The organism is Sporosarcina sp. UB5 (assembly GCF_050859005.1).
Lineage (GTDB): Bacteria > Bacillota > Bacilli > Bacillales_A > Planococcaceae > Sporosarcina.
This window is the reverse complement of record NZ_CP125984.1, coordinates 176,811-200,015: the sequence shown is the minus strand read 5'-3', so window position 1 is coordinate 200,015 and position 23,205 is coordinate 176,811. Positions and strand designations below refer to the sequence as shown.

At 36.8% G+C, this 23,205-nt stretch carries 19 protein-coding genes; 6 read left to right on the top strand and 13 right to left on the bottom strand.

Going from position 1 to position 23,205, the window contains the following annotated elements:
• Window positions 1-46 precede the first annotated feature (46 nt).
• Complete coding sequence (locus QM454_RS01160) at window positions 47-409, top strand: SDR family oxidoreductase (protein WP_432363819.1); 363 nt, start codon at window positions 47-49, stop codon at window positions 407-409.
• A 307-nt stretch (window positions 410-716) separates the two neighbouring features.
• On the opposite strand, the gene QM454_RS01155 is transcribed toward QM454_RS01160, so the two are convergent.
• The 3 genes from QM454_RS01155 to proB all read right to left on the bottom strand — a co-directional run bounded on the left by QM454_RS01155 (window position 717) and on the right by proB (window position 4,354).
• Complete coding sequence (locus QM454_RS01155; protein ID WP_432360519.1) at window positions 717-1,895, bottom strand: aminotransferase class I/II-fold pyridoxal phosphate-dependent enzyme; 1,179 nt, start codon at window positions 1,893-1,895, stop codon at window positions 717-719.
• 94 nt (window positions 1,896-1,989) lie between these two features.
• A complete protein-coding gene (locus tag QM454_RS01150; RefSeq protein WP_432360517.1) occupies window positions 1,990-3,237 on the bottom strand; it encodes a glutamate-5-semialdehyde dehydrogenase in 1,248 nt (415 codons plus the stop codon).
• Entirely contained in the window at window positions 3,230-4,354 is a 1,125-nt protein-coding gene (proB, locus tag QM454_RS01145; protein ID WP_432360514.1) for a glutamate 5-kinase, read from the bottom strand. Before proB ends, QM454_RS01150 begins: the two co-directional genes overlap by 8 nt.
• A 526-nt stretch (window positions 4,355-4,880) precedes the next feature.
• Here proB and QM454_RS01140 point away from each other — a divergent pair.
• Complete coding sequence (locus tag QM454_RS01140) at window positions 4,881-5,030, top strand: hypothetical protein (RefSeq protein ID WP_432360511.1); 150 nt, start codon at window positions 4,881-4,883, stop codon at window positions 5,028-5,030.
• A 511-nt stretch (window positions 5,031-5,541) separates the two neighbouring features.
• On the opposite strand, the gene QM454_RS01135 is transcribed toward QM454_RS01140, so the two are convergent.
• Window positions 5,542-5,976, bottom strand: a complete 435-nt coding sequence (locus QM454_RS01135; protein WP_432360509.1) for a hypothetical protein — start codon at window positions 5,974-5,976, stop codon at window positions 5,542-5,544.
• Window positions 5,977-6,876: 900 nt separating this feature from the next.
• Between QM454_RS01135 and QM454_RS01130 the strand changes: the two genes are divergently transcribed.
• Window positions 6,877-7,827 carry a HamA C-terminal domain-containing protein gene (locus QM454_RS01130; protein WP_432360507.1) on the top strand — a complete coding sequence of 317 codons (951 nt, stop codon included), beginning with the start codon at window positions 6,877-6,879 and terminating at the stop codon, window positions 7,825-7,827.
• A 5-nt stretch (window positions 7,828-7,832) separates the two neighbouring features.
• A complete protein-coding gene (locus tag QM454_RS01125) occupies window positions 7,833-9,995 on the top strand; it encodes a DEAD/DEAH box helicase (protein ID WP_432360504.1) in 2,163 nt (720 codons plus the stop codon).
• Between the two features lie 145 nt (window positions 9,996-10,140).
• Here QM454_RS01125 and QM454_RS01120 read toward each other — a convergent pair whose 3' ends face one another.
• From QM454_RS01120 to QM454_RS01095, 6 genes are all read right to left on the bottom strand, one after another.
• Window positions 10,141-11,694: a DUF3427 domain-containing protein gene (locus tag QM454_RS01120; protein ID WP_432360501.1), complete on the bottom strand. Its 1,554-nt coding sequence runs from the start codon at window positions 11,692-11,694 to the stop codon at window positions 10,141-10,143.
• 723 nt (window positions 11,695-12,417) lie between these two features.
• The gene (locus tag QM454_RS01115; RefSeq protein WP_432360499.1) at window positions 12,418-12,957 is read right to left on the bottom strand and encodes a hydrolase; all 540 of its coding nucleotides are present in this window, start codon (window positions 12,955-12,957) and stop codon (window positions 12,418-12,420) included.
• A 104-nt stretch (window positions 12,958-13,061) separates the two neighbouring features.
• Complete coding sequence (locus QM454_RS01110) at window positions 13,062-13,859, bottom strand: hypothetical protein (RefSeq protein WP_432360496.1); 798 nt, start codon at window positions 13,857-13,859, stop codon at window positions 13,062-13,064.
• Window positions 13,860-13,956: 97 nt separating this feature from the next.
• A complete protein-coding gene (locus tag QM454_RS01105; protein ID WP_432360493.1) occupies window positions 13,957-15,126 on the bottom strand; it encodes a PqqD family protein in 1,170 nt (389 codons plus the stop codon).
• A 124-nt stretch (window positions 15,127-15,250) separates the two neighbouring features.
• Window positions 15,251-16,438 (bottom strand): HD-GYP domain-containing protein, encoded by a 1,188-nt coding sequence (locus tag QM454_RS01100; RefSeq protein WP_432360490.1) that lies wholly within the window; start codon window positions 16,436-16,438, stop codon window positions 15,251-15,253.
• A 73-nt stretch (window positions 16,439-16,511) separates the two neighbouring features.
• Window positions 16,512-16,667 (bottom strand): hypothetical protein, encoded by a 156-nt coding sequence (locus QM454_RS01095; protein WP_432360487.1) that lies wholly within the window; start codon window positions 16,665-16,667, stop codon window positions 16,512-16,514.
• Between the two features lie 133 nt (window positions 16,668-16,800).
• Here QM454_RS01095 and QM454_RS01090 point away from each other — a divergent pair, with 133 nt between their 5' ends.
• A complete protein-coding gene (locus tag QM454_RS01090) occupies window positions 16,801-18,576 on the top strand; it encodes a M14 family zinc carboxypeptidase (RefSeq protein WP_432360485.1) in 1,776 nt (591 codons plus the stop codon).
• A gap of 49 nt (window positions 18,577-18,625) precedes the next feature.
• Here the strand turns inward: QM454_RS01090 and QM454_RS01085 are convergent, their stop codons facing one another.
• The 3 genes from QM454_RS01085 to QM454_RS01075 all read right to left on the bottom strand — a co-directional run bounded on the left by QM454_RS01085 (window position 18,626) and on the right by QM454_RS01075 (window position 20,758).
• Window positions 18,626-19,312, bottom strand: a complete 687-nt coding sequence (locus QM454_RS01085; RefSeq protein WP_432360482.1) for a hypothetical protein — start codon at window positions 19,310-19,312, stop codon at window positions 18,626-18,628.
• 72 nt (window positions 19,313-19,384) lie between these two features.
• Window positions 19,385-19,993: a hypothetical protein gene (locus QM454_RS01080; RefSeq protein WP_432360479.1), complete on the bottom strand. Its 609-nt coding sequence runs from the start codon at window positions 19,991-19,993 to the stop codon at window positions 19,385-19,387.
• A gap of 129 nt (window positions 19,994-20,122) precedes the next feature.
• Window positions 20,123-20,758: a 2OG-Fe(II) oxygenase gene (locus tag QM454_RS01075; protein ID WP_432360476.1), complete on the bottom strand. Its 636-nt coding sequence runs from the start codon at window positions 20,756-20,758 to the stop codon at window positions 20,123-20,125.
• Between the two features lie 322 nt (window positions 20,759-21,080).
• On the opposite strand from QM454_RS01075, the gene QM454_RS01070 reads away from it, so the two are divergent.
• Window positions 21,081-23,159, top strand: a complete 2,079-nt coding sequence (locus tag QM454_RS01070) for a transglycosylase domain-containing protein (RefSeq protein ID WP_432360473.1) — start codon at window positions 21,081-21,083, stop codon at window positions 23,157-23,159.
• Window positions 23,160-23,205 lie beyond the last annotated feature (46 nt).

Sequence of the window (23,205 nt, the reverse complement as noted above, 5' to 3'; positions counted from 1 at the left end):
GCGACCATTGCAACCGTTTTTCTGACTTTACGGCTTATGCAATTCAATAGGAATCTTTTTAGAGAAAGGTAAAGGGTGTATTATTAACATCGGATCGCAATCCACATTTGTTGCCGGTGCAGGTGGTAATACATATGTAACAAGCAAACATGCAATAAGTGGATTTACGAAACAATTGGCTTATGATTTCGGCAGTAAAGGAGTTAAAGCTAATTTAATCGCACCAGGGTTTATTGAGACACCTATGACCGAAGGGATTCAGGATGAGAGACTGAACGACATTCCAGCAGGTAGGGCAGGTAAACCAGAGGAGATTGCAGCAGTAGCAGTTTTCTTAGCTTCGGATGAATCAGATTATATGCAGGGTGCAGAAATTAAGGTTGACGGTGGCTGGACTGTTGGGCGTTAAGAATGAATAAAGAAAATGTTGAATACCTGTGCAACATATTATTCAAATAATAAATTACAATTGCATAGACAGCAGTAGTGGGCCAATCAAATTTATGTTTGATTGGCCTGTTTTTGTGTTTTTTCTCTTCTATCAAAAACAGAGACAAAACATCGATGAAATCAAGCTTTGTGAAACTTTATAGGTGGCTGGTACTTAAATTGGTACTTAAATTTAATTGTATTGGTCGTTCATGCGTCGCTCTTTAAGCAGAAAAGGTTAGAAAAGGAACAGAAGTACATGTCCTTTCTAACCTTTTTTACATTCGTTATTTAGCTTCTGCAATAACTTCTAGTTTGCTTAATTGTTCAACTGCTTTTTGAAGTGCTTCCGCCTTTTGGATAAGTGCCAATCGGACATAACCTGCACCTTCAGAACCGAAGATACTCCCTGGCACCATGACGACACCGCATTGATCGATTGCTTTGAAGACTAATTCCTTATCGTCCATGTCAAACGGATATTTCGCCCAAACGAACATGCCGCCGTTTGAAGGGGTTGCAGTCCAACCAATCTCGGCTAAACCATTCATCAACACATGATGGCGTTCCGAAAAAACGTTCCGCAGACGATCTGTAATTTCTTCCGCATGATCAAGCGCTGTTACAGCCGCTTCTTGTATCGGTCCAAATGTCCCGTAATCCAAATTCGATTTCAACTCTTTAAAGATACGAATAATCTCGGCGTTACCGACTAGATAAGCAATACGTGCACCAGCAAGGCTGAAACTTTTGGATAGAGAATTGATTTCCACTCCGACGTCCATTGCCCCTGGTGTCGATAGAAAACTAGTCGGAGAATCGCCCGTGAAATAATACTCCGAATACGCCGCGTCATGGAGAACTAGAACATTATATTTCTTGGCAAACGCAACGACTTTATCAAAAAACTGTGCGTCTGGCAATGCTGGCACTGGATTTCCCGGCAAATTCAAAATGATCATCTTTGCCCGTTGCGCAACGTCTTCTGGAATTTCATCCAAATTGGGCAAGAAGCCGTTTTCTGCACGCAATGGCATTTCGTACGGAACCGCACCCGCCAGCTTGATGCCCGCTTCGTACGCGACATAGGCTGGATTCGTTGTCAGCACGATATCCCCTTCATTGCAAAAGGCTAATGGAAGATGAACGAGTCCTTCCTGAGATCCCATTGTTTGAAGGACTTCCGTTACCGGATCTAGCGTGATGCCGGAGCGTCTTTTATAATAATTCGCGACAGCTTCATGAAACCGTTTTGTGCCGCCGAGTGTATAGCCGTATGTATTTGCTTGAGCGCTTTGTTCCGATAGTACACGTCTCACTTTTTCGTCCGGCGGAAGATCCGGGCTTCCAATACTTAAATCGATCAGTTCAGCGCCAGTCGCTTTTTTCGCCGCGGCTGCTGCTTTCAAGTCTGCAAAAATAGCGGGTTCAAAAATGGACATTTTTAACGAAGGTTCGATCTTCAATGGAAAGCACTCCTTGTTTGTGAAAAATTAATTTTAAGGAGTATTTTATCATAAACTAGGCATCGATTGCAAAGCCTTACTGGAAGCCTCTTCTTTAATTTCTAACTTGCCCATTCCCCTTAATTTGGAATTTAGTTGAAGTCAATGCTTTTAGCCCCATTGGACCTCTAGCATGTAATTTTTGTGTACTAATTCCGATTTCTGCTCCAAGACCGAACTCAAATCCATCGGTAAAGCGAGTTGATGCATTATGATAAACAGCTGCCGCATCAACTTGCTGCAAGAACATTTTAGCATGTGCATCATTTTCCGTAATAATCGATTCGGAATGCTTTGTTCCGTATTGATTAATATGCTCGATTGCCTGTTCTACAGTATCAACCAATTTCACGCTAATGGCGTGTCCGAGGTATTCCGTTGCCCAGTCTTCTTTTGTAGCTTCGTTCGCTGTAGGGAAAACTTCGCGAACGATCTCGTCAGCATAAATTTCGACACCACAAGCATCTAATTTTGTTAAAAGCCCTTCGCCATAGTTTGTAAACCATGTTTTGTCAATTAAAAGAGACTCGATTGCATTACAAACTGATGGACGCTGGAGTTTTGCGTTTAAAACAATTTGTTCTGCCATCGCTTGTTTTGCTGTTTGATCAATAAATACGTGACAGTTACCAGCACCAGTTTCAATTACTGGAACAGACGCTTCTCGCACAACTGTATCAATTAGGTTCTTTCCACCTCTTGGTATTAATACATCCAAATAGTTATTTAACCGGAATAACTCACTAGCTGTTTCTCGACTCGTATCCTCGATTAACTGTACAGCATCAATTGGGAGTGCGCTTTTTTCCAACGCCCTGTGAATCGTGCTCACTAACGCCATATTGGAATGTTTAGCTGAAGAACTTCCCCTTAAGATTACTGCATTTCCAGTTTTCAGCGTGAGTGTAGCTGCATCGACTGTTACATTTGGTCGTGCTTCATAAATCATCGCTACAACACCAATTGGTACACGCGTTTCCTCGATGATCAGACCATTATCTTTCGTGATCGATGCTAAAGTTTTGCCAATTGGGTCATCGAGTTCGATAATTTGATGGATGGCAGCGGCAATACCTTTTAGGCGTTCTTGATTTAGCATAATCCGATCTACTACAGATTCCGAAAGCCCTTTGTCTTTACCGGCTACAAGATCCTTTTCATTTTCTCGAAGAATGATATCTTTATCTAACATTAGTTGTTCTGCGATCAATGCTAGCGCATCATTTTTTTCTATCGTTGTCACACCTGACATAAGATAACTTGCTTTTTTAGCAGCCTTTCCTTTTTGAACGACTTCACTCATCATAATACCTCCCCAATTTTTGTATACTTACCCAACGATCGCGATGGATTACTTCGATGGAAGGGGTAAATGTTTCCTTGTCTCTGTCCATGTAACTCTCAATTTCCTTCTGTAATTCAACAGAAGAACAGCTTACTTCTCCTTTTCCAAGTAAATCATGAATACCATAAACTTGGACAACATCTCCCTTTTCAAAAGTACCACTAATTTTAATGACTCCAGCTGAGAGCAAACTACTTCCTCTCTTTAATATGGCTTCCTCGGCTCCTTGATCAACATAAATCTTCCCTGCTGATTCGGAGTGGAGTGCAATCCATTGTTTCCTTGTGTTAATAGGGGCCTTGGAATGACTAGCGATATAAGTTCCATCACCATTTCCTTTCAAAACTTGTATCAGCTTATCCTTCCCTTTACCTTGACCGATAAAAACAGGGATTCCTAGTGATGTTGCGGTCTTAGCCGCCATTAATTTCGATTTCATTCCACCCGTACCAACTTTGGATCCACCTGAACCTGCAGCTTGAATCATTTCATTTGAAATTTCCTGTAAAAAATCATACTTGACTGCTGTAGGGTTTGTTTGCGGATTACCGCTATAGATGCCATTAATATCTGTTAAAATAATTAGTTGGTCGGCATGAATAAAGCCACTAACTAGGGCAGATAGCATATCGTTATCACCAAATGTCAATTCTGCAATCGATACCGTATCATTTTCATTAATAATTGGTAAAATGCCCCTATCTAACAGTTCTGTAATCGTAGCGTAAGCATTACGGTAGCGCTCACGATTAGAGAAGTCATCTCTTGTTAACAAGAGCATCGCTGGAGTAATATCATAAGCACCGAATTTCTCTATATACGACTGGATTAATAAACTTTGACCGATCGCTGCTGCCGCTTGCTTGCCTTTTAAAGTTACGGGTCTTGATGAATAACCTAGTCCCCGGAATCCTGCAGCAACGGCACCAGAAGTGACAAGGATGACTTCATGATTTGCTTTACGAAGCATAGCCAGTGCATCTACATGATTGCCAAGTTTTTCTTGATCAATTTCCCCTTTTTCATTTGTAAGGGAACTACTTCCTATTTTGACAACGATACGTTGTTTACGCACTTAAGATCACCTCTACAATTTTTTCTGAAAAGCTACCTGTGAATTATCTTGTTCAAAATACATTTACATCAACACAAAAAAAGCCCATTCATCCTAAAATATAAGGACGAAAGGGCTTGCTTCCGCGGTACCACCATATTTGAATGGCACACAAAAATGTGCACATTCCACTTTAACAATAACGCTTGTTCAGCGCCCATGTTTTGGCATGGGACTCTAAAGGTAGGTTCAGTAGGCTTTCTATTGTGGAATCTTTCAGCTCATAAATTCCACTCTCTTTTATAGCAGGGACTACTTACTGATTCTTTATTAACGTTCAAATATATTGTTCCCTATTATGGCGAGGAATGATTGAAATGTCAATACGTAAAATGCTAACAGTTGGCTAACGCAATCTCATGAAAAACGGTAAGGTTTTAGTACCAGGTACTAAAAATGTAAAAGGTATACTTTATTAAAATAAGGTACATTATATTTGTTGAATAGGTTATTCTTGAAGACGAGTAAAGAAAAGTAGGTGAACAAAATGGGGAAATATCAATTGGATAACAAAGGTAAAACGGCAGTGACAAAATATCATGAAAAAAACAAGCCTGAAAAATTTGATAAAAAGCAGCATCTTGAAAAAATACGTACGGAGTATTTGAAGAAAAAGAAAAAACAAACAGATGAATAATATGAATGAAAACATGGGGAGACTAGGATCTTCCTATGTTTTTCTTTTTCTAATTCTCTACCGTTTTTGCTTGAATCATGCAATTAACCATTGTCTATAAGTGTTCAGTACCAGGTACCAAAACGATTTGAAATTGTTTTGGTGCCTGGTACTGTTTTTTTGTACGCAGCTTAAGCTTGCGAATCTGCCTAGCAGTTCCATCGCCCATGTGGCATTGTTAGGCTCACCTATAAGTGGGATACGGTAACGGTCGCCTCCTGAGGTTGTTGCTAGAGATTAGGCATATTGAATTTTAATGGGCTGGTACTTAATTAAATGGCGTACAGCTATACTTGCGCTGATAAATACGGAAGGTTTTTGAGGTATTTCAAAGATGTTTTTCAGTAGCTCATCTGTCGGTTCCATACGGCTGTCTTAAATCTCTATTGAAGATTTATTGTCCATCTTCCATCATGTATAGAAAACAGTCAAGTTAATGACCGCATCTACACTTTTGCCTTAGCTTGTACAATTAATTTTCTTTAGAGTACTTCATGGAATAATAAAGAATATAAATCATGATTGGGATAATAGCGAAAATAGCAGAAATTAACGCTAGCTCAAAGAACAGTGTATTATATGTGAAGTTTGTTTTTATTTTACCTTCGATTAAATCAGTAACAGGATTGGCACCTATTGATGCAAGGATGAAAATAAAAGTCAGTTCCATTCCAGTAGCATATATATTTTTTATTGAATTAGGAATTTCTATGTTTAATGTATCAAAAATGAACTTGAACTGTTGGAGAAATTTATTATATAACCTTTTCTGAAGCAAAAGACCTGCCATTCCAATTATAGCTAATAAGATTAGTAACATCAAAGGATAACGGGTAAGATGTGATACAAGCATTAGAGAACTCATAGTAGCTAAAATGAATAGGGTTGATTGAAAGAAAAATTTCATTAGTATAGACCTCCTGATGTAATTGTATATTACTCATACGAACGAATGTTTCAAAGGTTTCAATACTCAATTTTTGAAAATGATATATAGTTTTTAAGTTGAGTAGAAGTTTGGAGGGTATGGCTTGTTGTAGACTATTTTGTTACATTTAAGTGACCTGCTGAACTCACACGAATTGGAGTTCGAACAAAACGATTCCATTGATAACCATGGAATCAGAAGGACATTGAACCAAATTCGTAAATATGTAATACTTCCTAGCAGGTAAAGCCGTAAAGTAAATAAGTATGGAAGCGACTCAAACATATGTGGTACTGGGCTTTGGCATAATGCTACTCGAATCGCAAGTAGTCAATCTGCACGCGTAGGCCCTGAAGTATTGTAGCCTATGGACGCGGGTTCGAATTCCGCTGTATCCATAAGACGAAATCTGTGTATTTCAAACAGTGTTAAAACCCTTGTGTATCAAGGGTTTTTTCTTTTGCCTTGTTTTATAAAATTCACTGGATATCAAAAAAAACATGGTGAAAACTATGGCCAATTGAAATTACATCCTCATAAATTTACTGATTATTAGAAAAAGAGACGCCATTAGGCATCTCATTTCTAATCCTTATTTATTTGTTCATTGGTCCAGACTGGCTAAAACATGCGTGACGGATCTGACTCAGTTCAAAAGAACTTTGAAAATTATTTTGCATGATGACGTATTCTTTCTTAGCGCAACTATAATTATCGCCAGTTATGGAAACCTTATCCTTGCCGTATGTATTAACTTAATACGTATTCTAACCTTCAACAAAAGTCGAAATTCATGTTTGCCTAGCGTCAAATCGTAAAAACCTTAAAAATGTTGTGTTATAATTAGAATAAATATAATTTTGTGTAAGGGGTAATGAATTGAGTAGAGCTGTTGAAGTTAGAAGCGTATTGACTTGTAAGATTAATGAAGCAAATTTACATTCATATTTTATAGATTTTGACCTTGAAGATAATGGCGATTGGAGCCAAATGCTCAAAGAATTCGTAAATCTATTAACTGAAGAAATACCTAACTTTGCTTTGGGATATCATCAAGGAGTAATGGTTCGCCAAGAAGATATTATGCGTATCTTGATAGAGGCAGCAAATTCTATTTATAAAATAGACGCTTATGAGAAAGCCGCTCAGACTTATTTAAGTGATCAATACTGGGATGATGACTTACCTGATAAATATTTAAGGAGAGGTGAATTTGGAGAATTAATACTTCATTTTATTTTAAAATACTTCTTCAATACATTACCATTAGTTGCGAAAATTTATTTTAAGGATTCTTATGGACATGCTGTACATGGTTTTGATTCTGTTCATATTAACCTTACGGAAAATACTTTGTGGTTGGGTGAATCTAAACTATACACTGATGGTAAACGAGGTATAGATGCGTTAATTGAGGATCTATTTGAGCATTTTAATGGAGATTATTTCGAAAGTGAATTCACTATTATTTCCAAAAGGATAAAAGATACGGAAGAGAATTTAACCGTAGCAGGGGCGAATCCAGGTTATTGGATTAAACTATTAAATAGGTATACGAAACTATCTGAAAAGTTAAGTAGCATAGTGGTACCTATGTTTTGTGCCTATGAAACAAACATTTTTTCTAAGTACAGTAATCATAAAGAATTCGAAAAAGAGTATATTGAAGAAATAAATAAATTAAACGAGCGTTTCCTTGACAAGAGATCAAAGCATCCATGGAATAAACATTTGAATATTGTGGTGATATTATTTCCTTTAGAAAGTAAGAAAAAGTTAGTTGCTGCATTACATCGTAAATTAAAGGGGCTTCAATTACTAGGAGAGTGAATACAGTGGATTGGAATCAAGTAGAAATAACGGATTTTGACTACTTAGATTTTGAGAAGAGCTTTTCTTTAGCGAAATATGTTTCTCAAAGAAGATTATTTAATGAAGATGATGCTAATGAAATTATTATAAAAGTGTTAGAGAACTGGGGTAATGTAGATGTTTCTACCAAAGAAATGTGGATAGACTTAATAGAAAGTGCTGGTTTTTATCCATATTTACTTAGGATGATAGAATCATCTAATGAATTAGATATTACATCTGAAATTAGAACGTCATTTCATTCATCAAATCGGCTAGAGAATATAACATTTCACAAAGAACAAAAGTTCTTAGCTGACTTAATAGCAGCTGAACAAAATTTAATAGTAAGTGCTCCAACTAGTTTTGGTAAAAGTTTGTTGATACAAGAAATAATTGCTTTAGATAGATTCGAAAACATATTGATAATTCAACCGACTCTAGCTTTAATTAATGAAACTAGAATAAGTTTGAAAAAGTTTAGTGAGAAATATAATATAATTGTTAACACATCACAGTCTGTCGGGTCTAAAAATATTTTTATCTTAACTGCTGAACGTGTTTTAGAATTTGAAGGTCTTCCGAAGATAGATTACTGTATACTAGACGAATTTTATAAATTAAGTTCATTAAGAGATGATGAAAGATCTGACGTATTAAATATCGCCATAAGGAGAATTTTTACATTCAATCCTATTTTTTATTTTATTGGTCCAAATATTAATGAGATACCAGAAGGATTTCAAGAAAAATATAATGCACTATTTTTTAAAACTGAATATTCTCTAGTTAATACTGAAATTGTACAGGTAGATATAGAATATCAATCTACAGGAGTTAGGAAGCAAGAAAAAGAAAGAGAACAGAAATTATTTGAATTACTTTATATGCAACGTGAGGAACAATCTATAGTATATGTTTCTTCACCCAGCAGGGCTTATAATCTAGCAAAAAGGTATTATGATTATTTGAATGAAAAAGAGTTGTTGAAGGATCCTCAAAATTTACCTTTATGTGAGTGGATTGAAGAAAATTTGAATAAAGAATGGGGATTTAATAATCTTATAAAGAATTATATTGGGGTCCACTCAGGAATTATTCCAAAACATTTAGTACATTCTATGATTGAATATTTTAATGAAGGCAAGATCGATGTATTATTTTGTACTTCAACAATAATTGAAGGAGTAAATACTTCAGCAAAAAATGTATTTGTTTTTGATAATAAAAAGGGTCCTAACGATCTGGACTTCTTTGATTTTTCAAATATCAAAGGGAGAGCTGGAAGAATGCTGAAACATTATACAGGTAAGGTCTACGTATTTGATAATATTCCTAGAAGAGAAGAGTTTGATTTAGATATACCTTTTCATGATCAAAAACTTATTAATGACGAGATATTAGTTAATTTTGATAGAGACGAAGTACATTCTCCACATTTAGAGAGATATGATGAATTAAATAATTTTGACGAAGAGTATTTAAAGGTAATAAAAAAGAATGCTGTTTCGGTTGAGGGACAAAAAGAGATTGTAAGGAAACTAGAAAAACAAATAAAAATCAATCCAAAGTTAATTATATGGGATGCATTCCCTGATAGATACCAACTTCAATTTGTAATTGATTTAGCTTGGAATCATCTTCTAAAACCGACCGAAACAACAAGGCCTATGACAATCCGAAAACTACCTGTAACAATTCGGAAGCATATATCTAATGATTTAAACCTATTAATTAAGGAAGAAAAAAAATATTTGCAAACTCAGCATCCGAGGTGGGAAGAACAGCGTCATTTAGATACTGCAATTGAAAATGTGTTTAGAGAAAAACGACATTGGATTTCATATAAAGTTCCGAAATGGTTAAATGTAGTGAATTCTTTACAGAAGATAGTTTGTCAGAAAGCCGGATTAACGATGAGTGGTGATTATTTATTTTTCGCTTCGTATTTAGAAAATGAAGGTGTTGAAGAAAGGTTCACATTATTAATTGACATGGGAGTTCCTACGTCAGTAATAAATAAAATAATTCAAATTATCCCTAGTGATTTAAAGGATCAAGATTTAATTCATTTTGTTAAGAACATTAGAAGTGAGAATATACCTTCTTTACTAGAGTATGAGTTCGAAAAACTCAAACAGTTATAAGGTTTTTTAGTGATGCTCTTTATAATACTATGCGATGACATTGTCGTTAAAGAGCCCCAACCGGTACTCCCACGTCTCGTTTGGAGAGAATTTCCGCTTCTGTTTTTCCGGATTATTAGTGTTAAGTACCAGGCGCCCGAACAATTCAGAATTTAATGGGTGCCTGACACTTAAATGTATTTGTTAAAAATCCTTTTAATTCTTCAATAGAGTAAGCTGGTTTCCTTTTGTGAAGCATAGCATGGCAATTTGGGCATACTGGTCTTAAATCAGCAATAGGATCAACTTCATATTTTTCACCGATAGTATGTAACTCTTTAAGGTGATGAACATGAATAAAGTCTTTACCCATTTCGCCATATGCACTTTCAAAATTAAAATTACATACTACACAACTACACCCAAAATGTTCAATACATTTCTTTCTGGCTACTGGATTGCGTTCATAAATGTTAACAGATATTTGTTTAGTAGCACCTTCTATATATTTTGCTGGATTATTTACTTCTTCTGTAGATTTGTTAATGTATTCTTCATTTTCATCACTAAATTCCCATATGATTTTTACTGGTTTAGTATCCTCATATTCTTTTACTCTACCGTTACCTTGATAAACAAAGTTAGGACTATTGCTGTCCTCAAGTGTAAATATAAAAATGTTTCCACTTGGATTTAACATACCTTGAATTGTTGGTGTTGATAGTGAATGATTGTTTTTGCCGAACCACTGAAAGTCATCACCAATAAATTTATTGTCATAACGTTGCCGAGCTCGACCAGCGGAGTTAATATGAGCAAATATAAATACGTCCTTATTAAAGGTGGTGTAACCAGAGTTCCAATTACCACCTTGTTTTACTTCAGGCACATTGAAAATCCTGTAAACATCTTTTCTGGAATATTCATTTCCTACTTTGAGAGGTATTGTACTTGTAGTTTTTTGACTATCTACAAGTTTGGAAATTTTTCTTAGTGTTTGTGGGGTAAGAGGCATTGATGACGCCTGAAAACCTTTAACTAAGTACTTATCGTATTCATCATCTTCTAAATATAGCTCTTCAAGTAAAATTGGATTACTAAGCAAGTTTCTAATATATTTAACAGGTACACGGTAATTTTCTTGATTACTTTTCTCATAATAATGCTCGTCTTTTTCCGATGAGTAAATTGGTTCACCAGTTATTTCAACAACTGCATAAATTCCACGCTTAAGCTTTGGTTTACCGTTCAGTTGTTCTTTAGTACGGTAGTCGTGACCAACTCTAATAACGCCTATTTGTCCTTCCTTAAACCAGTCTTTTTGCCAACTAGTTATTGAAAATGTGTCATCAACCTTGTTTGAGGCTAAGAAGTCATCAATAGCCCATTTCTTTGGGCTACAGAAAAATGTCCAGAAGCCCGTGGGTTCAACTTTATTTTCATTAATGGTCTCTGTTTCAATCCCCAACTCCTTTAATTTATCTAACCTTACATTTTCATCAGTAGTGAAAGCATAGGTAGCCCCGTTATATGACCAAGTTTCCCCAAAAAATATTCCATTTTCTACTTGCTTATATGGTATGTATTCATAACCAGAGTAATCTTTCAACCATTTCGAAGCTGTTTGAATTGAAGGGAATTCTTTTAATTCTGTTCCGTCTTTAAATATAATCACTGGCTTTGCTACCTTATTAACTGCAACTGGTTGTCTTAGTGCCATTGTTGTTCCTCCTTTAGTTTCCCATTAACTACCTTTTTCTACGGCCACCCTATGTTACCAATTGTGACATCTCCTTTACCGTTGAACGCCAAGGGATTTACCAGGCAACGCCAACTCGTGTGCCAGTAGCACAGAGATGGCGTGCATGCTGGGGAGAGAGCAGTTTAACAGGATTATTACAAAGCGACATGTACCGGTTAACAACTTGACAAAGAGCAAAGCTATCATGCCCGCCACTCGTTGTAAAGTTGTGGTAAGCTACTTGTCATTCGCTGGTACAAATGTTGTCATTCGGTGGTAAAATAGATGGCAGAGTTGGTACATTCCATTGGCTGTAACCAACTAAATGTACTAAATCGACTAAGTGCACTATTATTTACCTATGTCATTCAGAGATTTTCTCTCAAATAACTTTGAAACAGAATATGAAATGAAAAATCCAACAATTAAGAGGTTGAAGATATATCCGATCAAATGTTCTAGGACAGGGATGTATGCGAAAATATCTTTGCTATATTCTATTTCATTTGGAAAGTTGAAAAAGGGGATCATTCCTTTATATGCAATGAAATAAATGTTTCTTAAACTGTCACTTTGCATTAATGTTTCAAAATCTGACTCAGGAAAATAGGGATAATACTTGAAAAAACGTACCGTGGAAGTGTGGTTCTGAAAATTGATTCCAGAAGCTGAAAAACTTGGATTCCTGAAACTAATCACGTACTACTTTATGATTCTCAATATTCGTTTAAACTCCTTCGCATCAGCCGATTCCAACAATTCATAAACCACCATTTCAACACTCGTTCCGAGTATTCCAAGTGCCTTCATTTTCTCTAGTCCAAGCTCTTTATTCACCAACGTGCGGGAAGATACGGCATCTTCAACGACTTGTACATCATAGTTTAATTCTTTTAGATCGGCAGCCGTTTGGTAGACGCATATATGCGTTTCAATGCCGGCGATGAGGACTTTCTGTCTTTTCATTGCCCGTAGTTCGTCCATAAACGCCTCAGTTTTACATGCGCTAAACGTCATTTTAGGTATCGGCGCGAGTCCTTCCAATTGTTCAGCAACTTCTTCGACAGTCGGTCCCAATCCTTCTGGATACTGTTCGAGCCAAATAATCGGCACATTCAAAATCCGCAAGCAGCTGATCAGCTTCCTCAAATTTTCAATTAAATCCTCACTGTCATGTACAATTCTAGCCAGTTTCCCTTGAACGTCTACGAGTACAAATACCATATTCTCTTTTTTGAACATCTGATTTTTCAGCCCCCTTTGCTAACGCAAGTGTAATTATTTGATTGTTCTATAATTAATCATACCATGTTTCATCTATACAATCTGTAGCCTAAGAAATAGGTTTAGGGACAATCAAACCCTTCCACCGGCTTATCAAACAGCATGAAAATGTCCTTGAAATACGTCTCGTCAACCAACTTGTCCAACACGCCTTTGTAGTACCCTGGTAAATTACGAACGACCTTCTTCTTTGTTGCCATAACCGTGATCATCAATGCACGATACGCAAGGTCCTCGAATACATGACGGTCATCTTTATAAATTTCGAACTTCAACATGCGTCCTGATATGGCCCTATGAATTCCGAAGAATTCACGGGCTAATTTTGTGTCTCCAATTGTTGTCGCAAGCAAGTCTTTCATTCGACTGAATAGACTTGTGGATAACTTTAGCGATTCCACAGGAGACGTGTAGTTAAGATCTTTATGTTTTAATAGAGATTTAGAAAGAGGAGCTTCGTCTGCTGGAAGTTGCTCGTTTGCCTCGTCCTTATGCAGTTTGTCGTCGTGGTCACGGTCGTTCATTTTCCCCTGGTCATCGAAAGGCAAAATGATATAAATGTTAGCGCCGAGCCCGCTCATGACCGGTCGGATGTAATGGACTTTCTCAATGATGCCTAAGTTGACTAGTTTGCGGATTGCACGTCTTACGGTTACGTTGGATTTCCCGATCGCCTCTTCGATTGTTCCGTGTTTCAAGTGAGCAGCCCCATACTTTACAGAGTAACGACGGATAACGTCGAGCACTTGGCGATCCGATTTCGTCAATTCGTCCCAGTTGGTCATCAAATGCTGTTCAGTTGCAGCGTCCATTTCCTCGATTGTGTTGAATCGTGCGTATTCTTTCAAGTAGTGTGTCATGTACAATTCCCCCTTTTGCCCTCTATATAGAGGGGAGGGGTCAAAAAGGATACTACTCATAGCGGAAAATTTAAAACAGTCCTAAATACCTATCACCTTATGCCTTTCTTCTAGCGTACACGAGTAAACCTACTAGAAGGACTGTTTGTCCAAGAAAAGCGATGGCATCCCAAAGCGCAGATGACGTCGTAGGCGAGAGTATATTAAGAAAAACATGTGAATACGCATAATAAGCCTGTGGTAGAAAGTAAAAGATCATAAGACTTAGCGTTAGTAAAATACCAACGATGTAAAAAACGCTAAACATACGAACAACTCTTTGCTCACCATCAAACGTTTCAACCTCACTGGAATCATTTCTTAAAAACGGTAGCCATTTACTTAAATACTGCTTCCCGCTTTCCATTAAGTTATAGGCTCCGGTGCTATTTTCAACGAAATAATAAATATCTGTTTTCATGTAAAAACAGCATTGATATAAGGTTTTTATGAAAATATCAAAAACGACGATTCCTAAAATACCTATTAAAATGGCATTCGCTTCAGGAAATAGAAGTTGTATCGTAAGTGCAATTACTACAACTGCTTGTTCAAAAGACATTCCGGCAAAATAGAGAATATTTCTTTGCCGCGGCGCAAGTTTCCATGCTGCCGTTAAGTCTGTTTCAAAAACGACGAAAATTAGTCTGTTCCCAATACCTAATTTAGTCGGTAAGTTGTAAGATCTAATCGCTAAAATATGCCCGAACTCATGAATGATGATGAGTACGAGAGAAATTAGCATGTAGGTAATAATATTGAGCATCATCGAATCGAATAAAAATATATCTTTGTAATGAGGGAATAATCCAGGGTTCAACACGAAAATAGATATATTTATTAATAATAAGACGAGAAAAATCTTATTCGTAATCCCATTGAAAAAGAAACGTCCGACAGAAGAGGGGATCCACGTAAATCCACCTGAAGCCTGAATCTCCTTTTTTTGAGGCGTTTTTTCTCCATCTACCTCTTGAACAAGACCTAATTCGATAAGTTGTCCGCCGAATTCAATCATATCTACGTCTTCATCCGGATATTTTTCCTGCAGCTCTCGTTCAATTTCGCCTAATGGCTGACCTTTATTTATCCTTTCGATCGCATCAATACAAATCTCTGGCATTTCAAAAAAATCACCAGAAACAGGTTCTTCAACGATATAATTCTTCTTATCTTTTTGTATCGATAAAGGATAAAGAGTGAATTGTGATCGTAACGTTACTTTCAAATCCCACCACCGCCCTTTAGAAATTAAAAATAGGATGCTATCACGATAGCATCCCATTTGTAGGGTTTCTTAACCTTTTGGAACAAAGAAACACCACCAACATGTTACTTTAACTTTCTTAAGTTTACGGATTTTCAAGTTTGAGTCCCTCCTTCGGTGAATAATCCTTACTATATTGTATAGAGATTGTTATCCAATCCGAATACACTTGTTTAAAAACCTCCACCAATTCAGGATCGAACTGGGAACCTTTCCCTTCTACTATTCGGTTATAAGCTTCTTCAAAAGGAAGCGCGGGTCGATAAGATCTTGTGGAAGTCATCGCGTCGAATGCATCTGCAATAGCTGTAATTCTAGCAACAAGGGGTGTTTCTTCTCCGACAAGTCCTTCTGGATACCCTTTGCCATCCCATCTTTCATGGTGATGATAAACGACGGCAAGATTATCACCGATTCCTTCTACATCTTCAATTGCTTTAGCTCCTACGACAGGATGGGTTTTAATAACCTCATATTCTTCCTCCGTTAGTTTACCATGTTTAGCCAAAATAGAGTCTGGAATATTCACTTTCCCGATGTCATGCAATAAACATGCATAATAAAATGAATTTAATTCGGATTCTTTTACCTTTCCTGTTGCTTTTGCAAGACTCATCGCATATGCCGCCACACGCTCACTATGCCCACGCGTATAATAGTCTTTTAACTCTAATGTAGCAATAACGCCTTTCACCATTCCTACTAATTGCTCGTCATAGGAAGTTTTTAATACTCTCACGTAATTTAAGATTCGGTGTAGAAGAATGTAAGCAATGCCGGCTAAAATGGTAAGACTAATAACTGGGAAAAATATAACGGGGTCTTGTATAAATATGCCTACCACTATATATTTTAGGATTAATCCCCATGTAACTAAATGGAAAAATCGTTTATTAATAAAAATTGGCGAAAACAATATAATAACTACCTCTACAAGGTTACCACTAGAATAAGACTCTGCACTTCCAAAGTAATAATAAATATCAGTGACAAGATTAGTAACTAAATAAGTAATGACGATAATATATTTTACTTTTTCAGGATTTCCCTTTTTAAAGAAATAGATGGTTACAGGGATAAGACAGATGATAATCAAATGTTTAATAAAACTTAAAAAATACCATATTGTATCTGGTAAAGCTTCCGCTATCCATGGGAATAAAGGAAATATCTTGTAATAAAAAATATCATATAAAAAAAACACAATATAAAATAACCACATAAATAAAACAGTTGCTCTTTTTTCTTCTCGTAATAAAGATGTATTTTTCATTTTTCTACCACACTAGTTACAAATAGTCTCTCTATATGTACCTCCGCGATTGGAGAACGTAGTTGCGAACATTTCATAGATTACTAGCTTCCTTCGTTATAAATTTTGCTCTATCCATTCTTTTATCGGTAATTAATAATAAATGTGAAGCATTTTGCACCTTTTCAGGATAGACGGAATAGCCGATACATACTATTGTATCGCGTTTCACAGTTTCTGCAAACTTCAATACGTCTCCTCATCCAACATTTCCAGTAATCCATTGAAATCTCAAACTTCAACGATAGGTTATTTCTATTACCGTTTCCTTCTATTATACTAGTAATAGGGTTACTAGCTCGCGGCATAGGGGGAGATACATCATGATGAAAAAGATAGTAGCAAGTATCATTGTTTTTTCTTTAATTCTTTTCTCTTTTAGTAATATTACAATGGCACAATCGAAATATTATATTAGTACGCCGAAACAGGAGTATACATATGAAAAAATGGCGAGGGATATCCAAAGTTTAGCGAAGGATTATCCAGAGTTAGTGGAATATAAATCTCTTGGCAAGACTGCATATGGCAGAGATATTTGGGCAATGAAAGTTGGAAAGGGCGATTCTACACTTTTAGTGACGAGCTCTCAACACGGTAGGGAATGGATCACTACAATTTTAACAATGCAAATGGCCTACAAATACGCTGCATCTTATGAAAGCAATCAAACAATACAAGGATACAATGTGAAGGATATTCTTGATCATACGACGATTTGGTTTATTCCGATGGTGAATCCAGACGGTGTTACGTTGCAGCAAAAAGGGTTAAGCGCTTTTCCGAAAGAAAATCATGCCCAATTGATTAAAATGAATAATGGCAGTAAGGATTTTAAGCGCTGGAAAGCAAATGCCCAAGGAATTGATCCGAATAGGAATTATGATGTAGATTGGAGTAAGATACAAAACAGTCCCAAAAATCCAAGCTGGAGAAATCATAAAGGCTCAAAACCTGGCCAAATCGCTGAAGTAAAAGCTGTTATGAAAATAGTGGATGAGATAAACCCAGAGATGCTATTGGACTACCATTCTTCAGGTGAAGTATTATTTTGGGATTATAAGATAGAGTACAAAACTAAACAGCGCGATCGAGTCATCGCAAATAAAATTGCTAGCATGACGGGATACAAATTGATGTTCGCGCAAAATAGAGCAACCGGCTCCTCAACGGATTGGTTTATCCATAAGTTTGGGAAGCCTGCATTGACACCGGAGCTTGGTAGGTTTGCAGGAGAGACGAACGTTCCATTAAGTGCGTTTGATCGAATATGGCAGCAAAATGAAGCTGTACCTATGTACGCCGCAACGGAAAGTTATCAACTTTGGTTAGATAAGCAAAAGCTTGTTTATTTGAGTGATGTACGAGTTGATTTATTAAAAAAGACACCTTTATACTCCAAACCTCTAAAATCGGCGAACCAAACATTGAATCCACAACGAGTTTCTGTCGTTGGAGAAAAAGCTGACTGGTACTTAATTAGAACTGCTGCAGGTAATATGTGGATTAAGAAAGAGAATACGAAGGAATATGAGGTACAAGGATTTGTTGATTATAAAGAGGGGGAATACTGGTCTGAGCCTATTTTGTGGGCTGTAAATAGAGGGTTAATTTTCGGCAACGTTGTTAATAACCGTAGATATTTGAAGCCTATGGATAATTTAACAGAAACACAATTTTTGGCAATATTATTCCGCTATGCAAAATCGGATGAACTAACAACTACTACACCACAATCAACTCATTGGGCTTCTGTACCTTATCAATTAGCGACTAAATACGACCTACGTGTTGAAGGAAGTATAGACAATATGGCAAAGGCGAATCAACCAATTACGAGGGGCAAAATGGCACAACTATTAGCTTCTTTACATTTTGGTGATCCGACGATTAGCTTAGAAGACTCTGTGCAATTTATGTATGACGCAAATATCTCGAATGGATATGATGTGTCTAATAAAACATTTGAAAACTTCGGCGTGAATAATATGTTGAAACGCGGTCATATTTCAACCTTCTTCATGAAGTATGATGAGTTTTTGCAAAATGAAGCTCTTCGTGACATATCAACTGACAGTGAAGATTCAAATAATGAATAACTAGCAACAAAAAAACCATTTTGCGCTTACTGCAAAGTGGTTTTTTAGTTCAAAATATCAAAATATACTCCTTCACGTCTTCTTCTGTTTTAATTTCATTTATACCACTGCTATCAATCGAAATAAAAAACGAGCTTATTTTCCCATCTTTTAATACGTTGTCTCTAAGGGAAAATCGTAGTGAAATATTTTTTATTCCTTTCGATTGACATTTTTTAATAAACGAAAATACTTCTGATACTAGATGATCTTCGTTTTTCTCTGTCCACTCATCCTTGAAATGGATGAACAAACCTACACCCGTATCGATTTCCGTATAGCTCGGGATTTCTTTTCCAATATTTAATACATTTCCCATCCCATAAAGGGGATGTACGCCATACTCATCAATAGTAAGAGTTGTAAACGACTCTTCTAACACAGGATCCAAAGCATCTTTCGCTTCTTTCACCCAAAGCGCCTCAGCGTAATATTCAAAATAGATACTATCACCGTACTTCTCTGCATTAAACTCGATGCTTTTATTGTTATCCGTGACAAACGTAGCCCCGTATGCTCCATAATTATAGTAGGTCTCTTTTATGCTGACGTTGATTTCGTACTTTTCTTCCACGTATTTTTTTAATTCTTCTGCTGTTGCCTCTTTTTTCCAAGGCAACCCACGAATACTTATAGCAATATAACAGATACAGATTATCAACGAGATTAAAATAGCAGTTAATACGAATCTCTTCATCGTATCCCCCCTAGTATTTAGTACCAGGCAAATTCATTCCGTTCACACTCTTTCAACCTCAGATTTATCAAATTATAGACAAAGATCTCCATCTTTGCCGAGACCTCTATAGCAATGATCTCGTTCTTCAGCATCGACAATGTACCAAAATCCGTTTTCTTTTTTCATCGTTAGCCTTATATCCCTTCCAGCAACCGAATCATCATAGAAACCATAACTCATAATATAACCATGCGCATTATGTTCATCTAACATTTCAATTCGAGAATTCACCTCCCAAATATCTCGACCTAACCAATTACTAATTTCTACATCAGCCATAAATGCTACGAGTAGATTTCCCGGAGATTGCCAAGTTTCATTAGGGGGTGAAAGCGATTTATCAAATTCATCATTAAATTTTCTCCAACTTGTAATCTCTTGCTTCCAACCGATTTCTTCATAAAGGGAAGTGTCCACTACATACTTCCAAAGTTGTACATCAGGTGTACTCCATAGTTGTGGAGCATCCGCTTTAGAAATTTTGATATACTCCTCTTCTTCAGTTTCTTCAAGTTGCTGAACTGTCTTGACGGTAACTTCCGGAGTGTCGATATCTGGTTTTATTCCTTCATCCGGTATTGTTTCTGCTGAACAAGCTGCCAAGAAAAGAATGATCACTATAATACTTAACTTTTTCAATTCAACCATCTCCTTTCGATTTATTATATTCGATATTAAAAAATTCGCCTTTACCAAGCTGAGTGGTTACTCTCTGTAACACTAAGAGAGGACCATCCCTTCATTTTAAGACAGGGAGGTCCTCTATTATTACCTGAATTTTTGTCTCCTCATCCATTGTGTAGCAACCCACTTTTCACCAGCGATAACCGGTGCTCCTCCGTGTAAAGTTAAATCATTTAAGGTCTGATCGTTATAGAAGTACTCGAAATAAACTGCCATGCCTTTTTGAGGCGATACTGAAAAATTTAGTTCAGGGAAATACGTTTCTCCACCTTCTTCTACATCATTTAAATACATAACGAGAGTACTAATTCTATTGTTTGCTACGTTACTTGTTGATGAAAAGAAATCATGATGAGCTTTATACTGTTGGCCAGGAGTATATCGAAGGATTTGAAGTCCTTCTCCGTGTTCAATCGGTATATTCATAATAGTTGAGACTCTTTTTTCGACTCTAGCAACGATTTCGTTTTCGCTTTCTTCAATAAACGTACTACTACTTGTCCTCAGATCATTTACTTCGCGTGTCGTTCCAATTTTCGAACGTTTCATTTTGTCTTTAGTCAATCTGATCAGTTCATCGCACTCTTCGCTACTTAGAACATTTCCTAAAACAACTATTAATGGTTCCTCTAATCGAGTGACTATGTCAATCTCTCTATCTGTAATAATTTTATGTCCTTCGTGATTAAATATTGTTAGTTCTTTATTCTCCGTTATCATCTTCAAACACCTCTTAAACTATTTTGATCTCAAAACAATACGTTTTTTGGGAATGAATTTACGTGTATTAACGGTCTTCATATGCTGTAGGGGATACTCTTATACACTTCCTTTTGGATATAATTCCAATTAATTCTACCATATTATTTTATATGTCTCAATTGTGGGAACTTTAATAAAGTTTTTTGGATATAACAAATGGGAAAACCTAGTTATCATTTTGGAGTGTTAAAATTATCCTGTTGTATTTGAAATAGGATTTCTTCTTTTCAGTTGTGCTAAACTTGAAAGTTCGAAACGCAATGAAGAAGGTGAAATTCATATGGGAAGAATGGAATATAAGCAGGAACAGAAGCGATTGAATATAAGGATGAAATGGTCTAACTTAAAAAAACCTATACGAATACTATTATTCGTAATACTACTTGTAATCATTTGTGGATTGGTCATAGTGAATCAATTAATTTCATCAAGTGATGTGAGTAAACTAGAAGAACCTGAACCGAGACCGACGTTTATTTACGATCAAAACGGAGAGGTCGTCAGTAAAGTATCGAATTCCAACATTGAAGGAGTTCGTCTGGACCAAATACCAAAAGAGCTAATTGAAGCAGTCATCTCTGTTGAGGATCAACAGTTTTACAAACATAATGGAGTTAATTATTTTGGGATTGCTCGCGCATTTACCCAAAACCTCATACAAGGTGAAGTTGTTGCTGGCGGAAGTACAATCACTCAACAGCTTACAAAAAATATGTTTTTAACACAGGACCGTACGTACTCTCGTAAATTCAAAGAATTGCTTATCGCGAAGAAGATTGAAAGAACGTATTCAAAAGATGACATTATGGAACGCTACCTCAATCAAATCTATTTTGGCGAAGGGGCATGGGGTGTTCAACGAGCTGCGGAAATCTATTTTGGAAAAGATGTAAGCGAATTAACGTTAAGTGAATCTGCTACATTAGCGGGATTGATTAAAGCACCTACTCATTTATCTCCTTATAAAAACTTGGAAAAGTCGGTAAAACGACGCAATATCGTTTTATCATTAATGAAAAGTGAAGAGTATATTAGTCAAGCGGAGTTCGATAAAGCGATTCAAGAAGAAATTGTGTTAGCCGATTCAACAATGCCGAATTATAAAGGGAAATATCCATATTATATTGACCATATCATTGACGAAGCTGTCAACAAGTACGGGTTAACGAAAAATGAAGTGCTTTCTGGAGGATTACATATTTATACGGAGTTAAATCCTATCATCCAAGATGCCCTTGAAGAGGTCTATCTGGATGATCGTTATTTTCCAGAGAGTAAGCCCGATCAACTCATTCAAAGCGGTTCAGTTTTCTTGAATCCTAAAACAGGTGGAATTAGTGCATTGGTTGGGGGCAGAGGAGACTATACGTATGGACGCTTTAATAATGCGACCGAGCTCGTTAGACAACCGGGATCGACTTTGAAACCACTTGTGTACACTGCAGCGCTCGAGCAAGGCTATCAAATTTCGGATTTGCTCGTTGACGAACCAATCAACATTAATGGATATGCTCCGAAAAATTTCGATCATAAATTTAGGGGGCAAGTGACAATGTACGATGCAGTCACTCAATCGTATAATATCCCTCCCGTCTGGCTCTTGCATAACATTGGAATTGAAAATGGAGTGCGCACCGTGGAGCGGTTCGGAATCCCATTGGAAGAACAAGACCATAATCTTGGCCTTGCATTAGGGGGCTTGCACCAAGGTACTTCGCCCCTGCGAATGGCGCAAGCTTTTTCTGCATTTGCAAACAATGGAGTCATGATGGAAGCGCACGCTATTGTAGAAATAAAAGATTCAGAAGGCGAAGTCATTGGAAAATGGCGTGAACAGTTTGTAGAAGTAACAGATGCGGAAGTTGCCCAGCAAATAACCTATATGCTGCAAGGTGCGGTCGAAGTTGGAACGGCCAAGAAAGCTCAAATTTCAGGGATGGAAGTAGCCGGTAAAACAGGCACAACCCAGCTGCCGTTCACGGGTGTGGATGGATCAAAGGATCATTGGTTCGTCGGGTATACACCAGACATCGTAGGTGCAGTTTGGTTAGGCTATGATAAAACGGATTCCGAACATTACTTAACATCGACGAGTAGTTTCACAGCGCCACCAATTTTCGGTCAAGTCCTATCAAGATCAATGAGTGAACTACCTACGAAGACATTTGATTTACCATTAATCGCGAAGAAGAAAAAAGAGCTAGAAGAGCAGAAAGAGATCTTGAAGAAGAAAGAACAGAAACAAGAAAAAGAGAAAAGGAAACAGGAGAAAAAAGAAGAGAAAGAACGGAAAAAAAGAGAGAAGAAAGACGAGAAAGAAAAGAAGAAACGAGAAAAAGAGAAAGAAAAAGAAAAATAGAGAATCTCTTTTCATAACTGTATTCCTCCCTCATACCCGAAAGTGT

Bases quoted from the DNA above. Each gene is read 5' to 3' on its own strand.
- QM454_RS01150 (WP_432360517.1), bottom strand. From the start codon at position 3,237: ATGAGTGAAGTCGTTCAAAAAGGAAAGGCTGCTAAAAAAGCAAGTTAT.
- QM454_RS01140 (WP_432360511.1), top strand. From the start codon at position 4,881: ATGGGGAAATATCAATTGGATAACAAAGGTAAAACGGCAGTGACAAAA.
- QM454_RS01135 (WP_432360509.1), bottom strand. From the start codon at position 5,976: ATGAAATTTTTCTTTCAATCAACCCTATTCATTTTAGCTACTATGAGT.
- QM454_RS01120 (WP_432360501.1), bottom strand. From the start codon at position 11,694: ATGGCACTAAGACAACCAGTTGCAGTTAATAAGGTAGCAAAGCCAGTG.
- QM454_RS01115 (WP_432360499.1), bottom strand. From the start codon at position 12,957: ATGTTCAAAAAAGAGAATATGGTATTTGTACTCGTAGACGTTCAAGGG.
- QM454_RS01110 (WP_432360496.1), bottom strand. From the start codon at position 13,859: ATGACACACTACTTGAAAGAATACGCACGATTCAACACAATCGAGGAA.
- QM454_RS01100 (WP_432360490.1), bottom strand. From the start codon at position 16,438: ATGAAAAATACATCTTTATTACGAGAAGAAAAAAGAGCAACTGTTTTA.
- QM454_RS01090 (WP_432360485.1), top strand. From the start codon at position 16,801: ATGATGAAAAAGATAGTAGCAAGTATCATTGTTTTTTCTTTAATTCTT.
- QM454_RS01085 (WP_432360482.1), bottom strand. From the start codon at position 19,312: ATGAAGAGATTCGTATTAACTGCTATTTTAATCTCGTTGATAATCTGT.
- QM454_RS01075 (WP_432360476.1), bottom strand. From the start codon at position 20,758: ATGATAACGGAGAATAAAGAACTAACAATATTTAATCACGAAGGACAT.
- QM454_RS01070 (WP_432360473.1), top strand. From the start codon at position 21,081: ATGGGAAGAATGGAATATAAGCAGGAACAGAAGCGATTGAATATAAGG.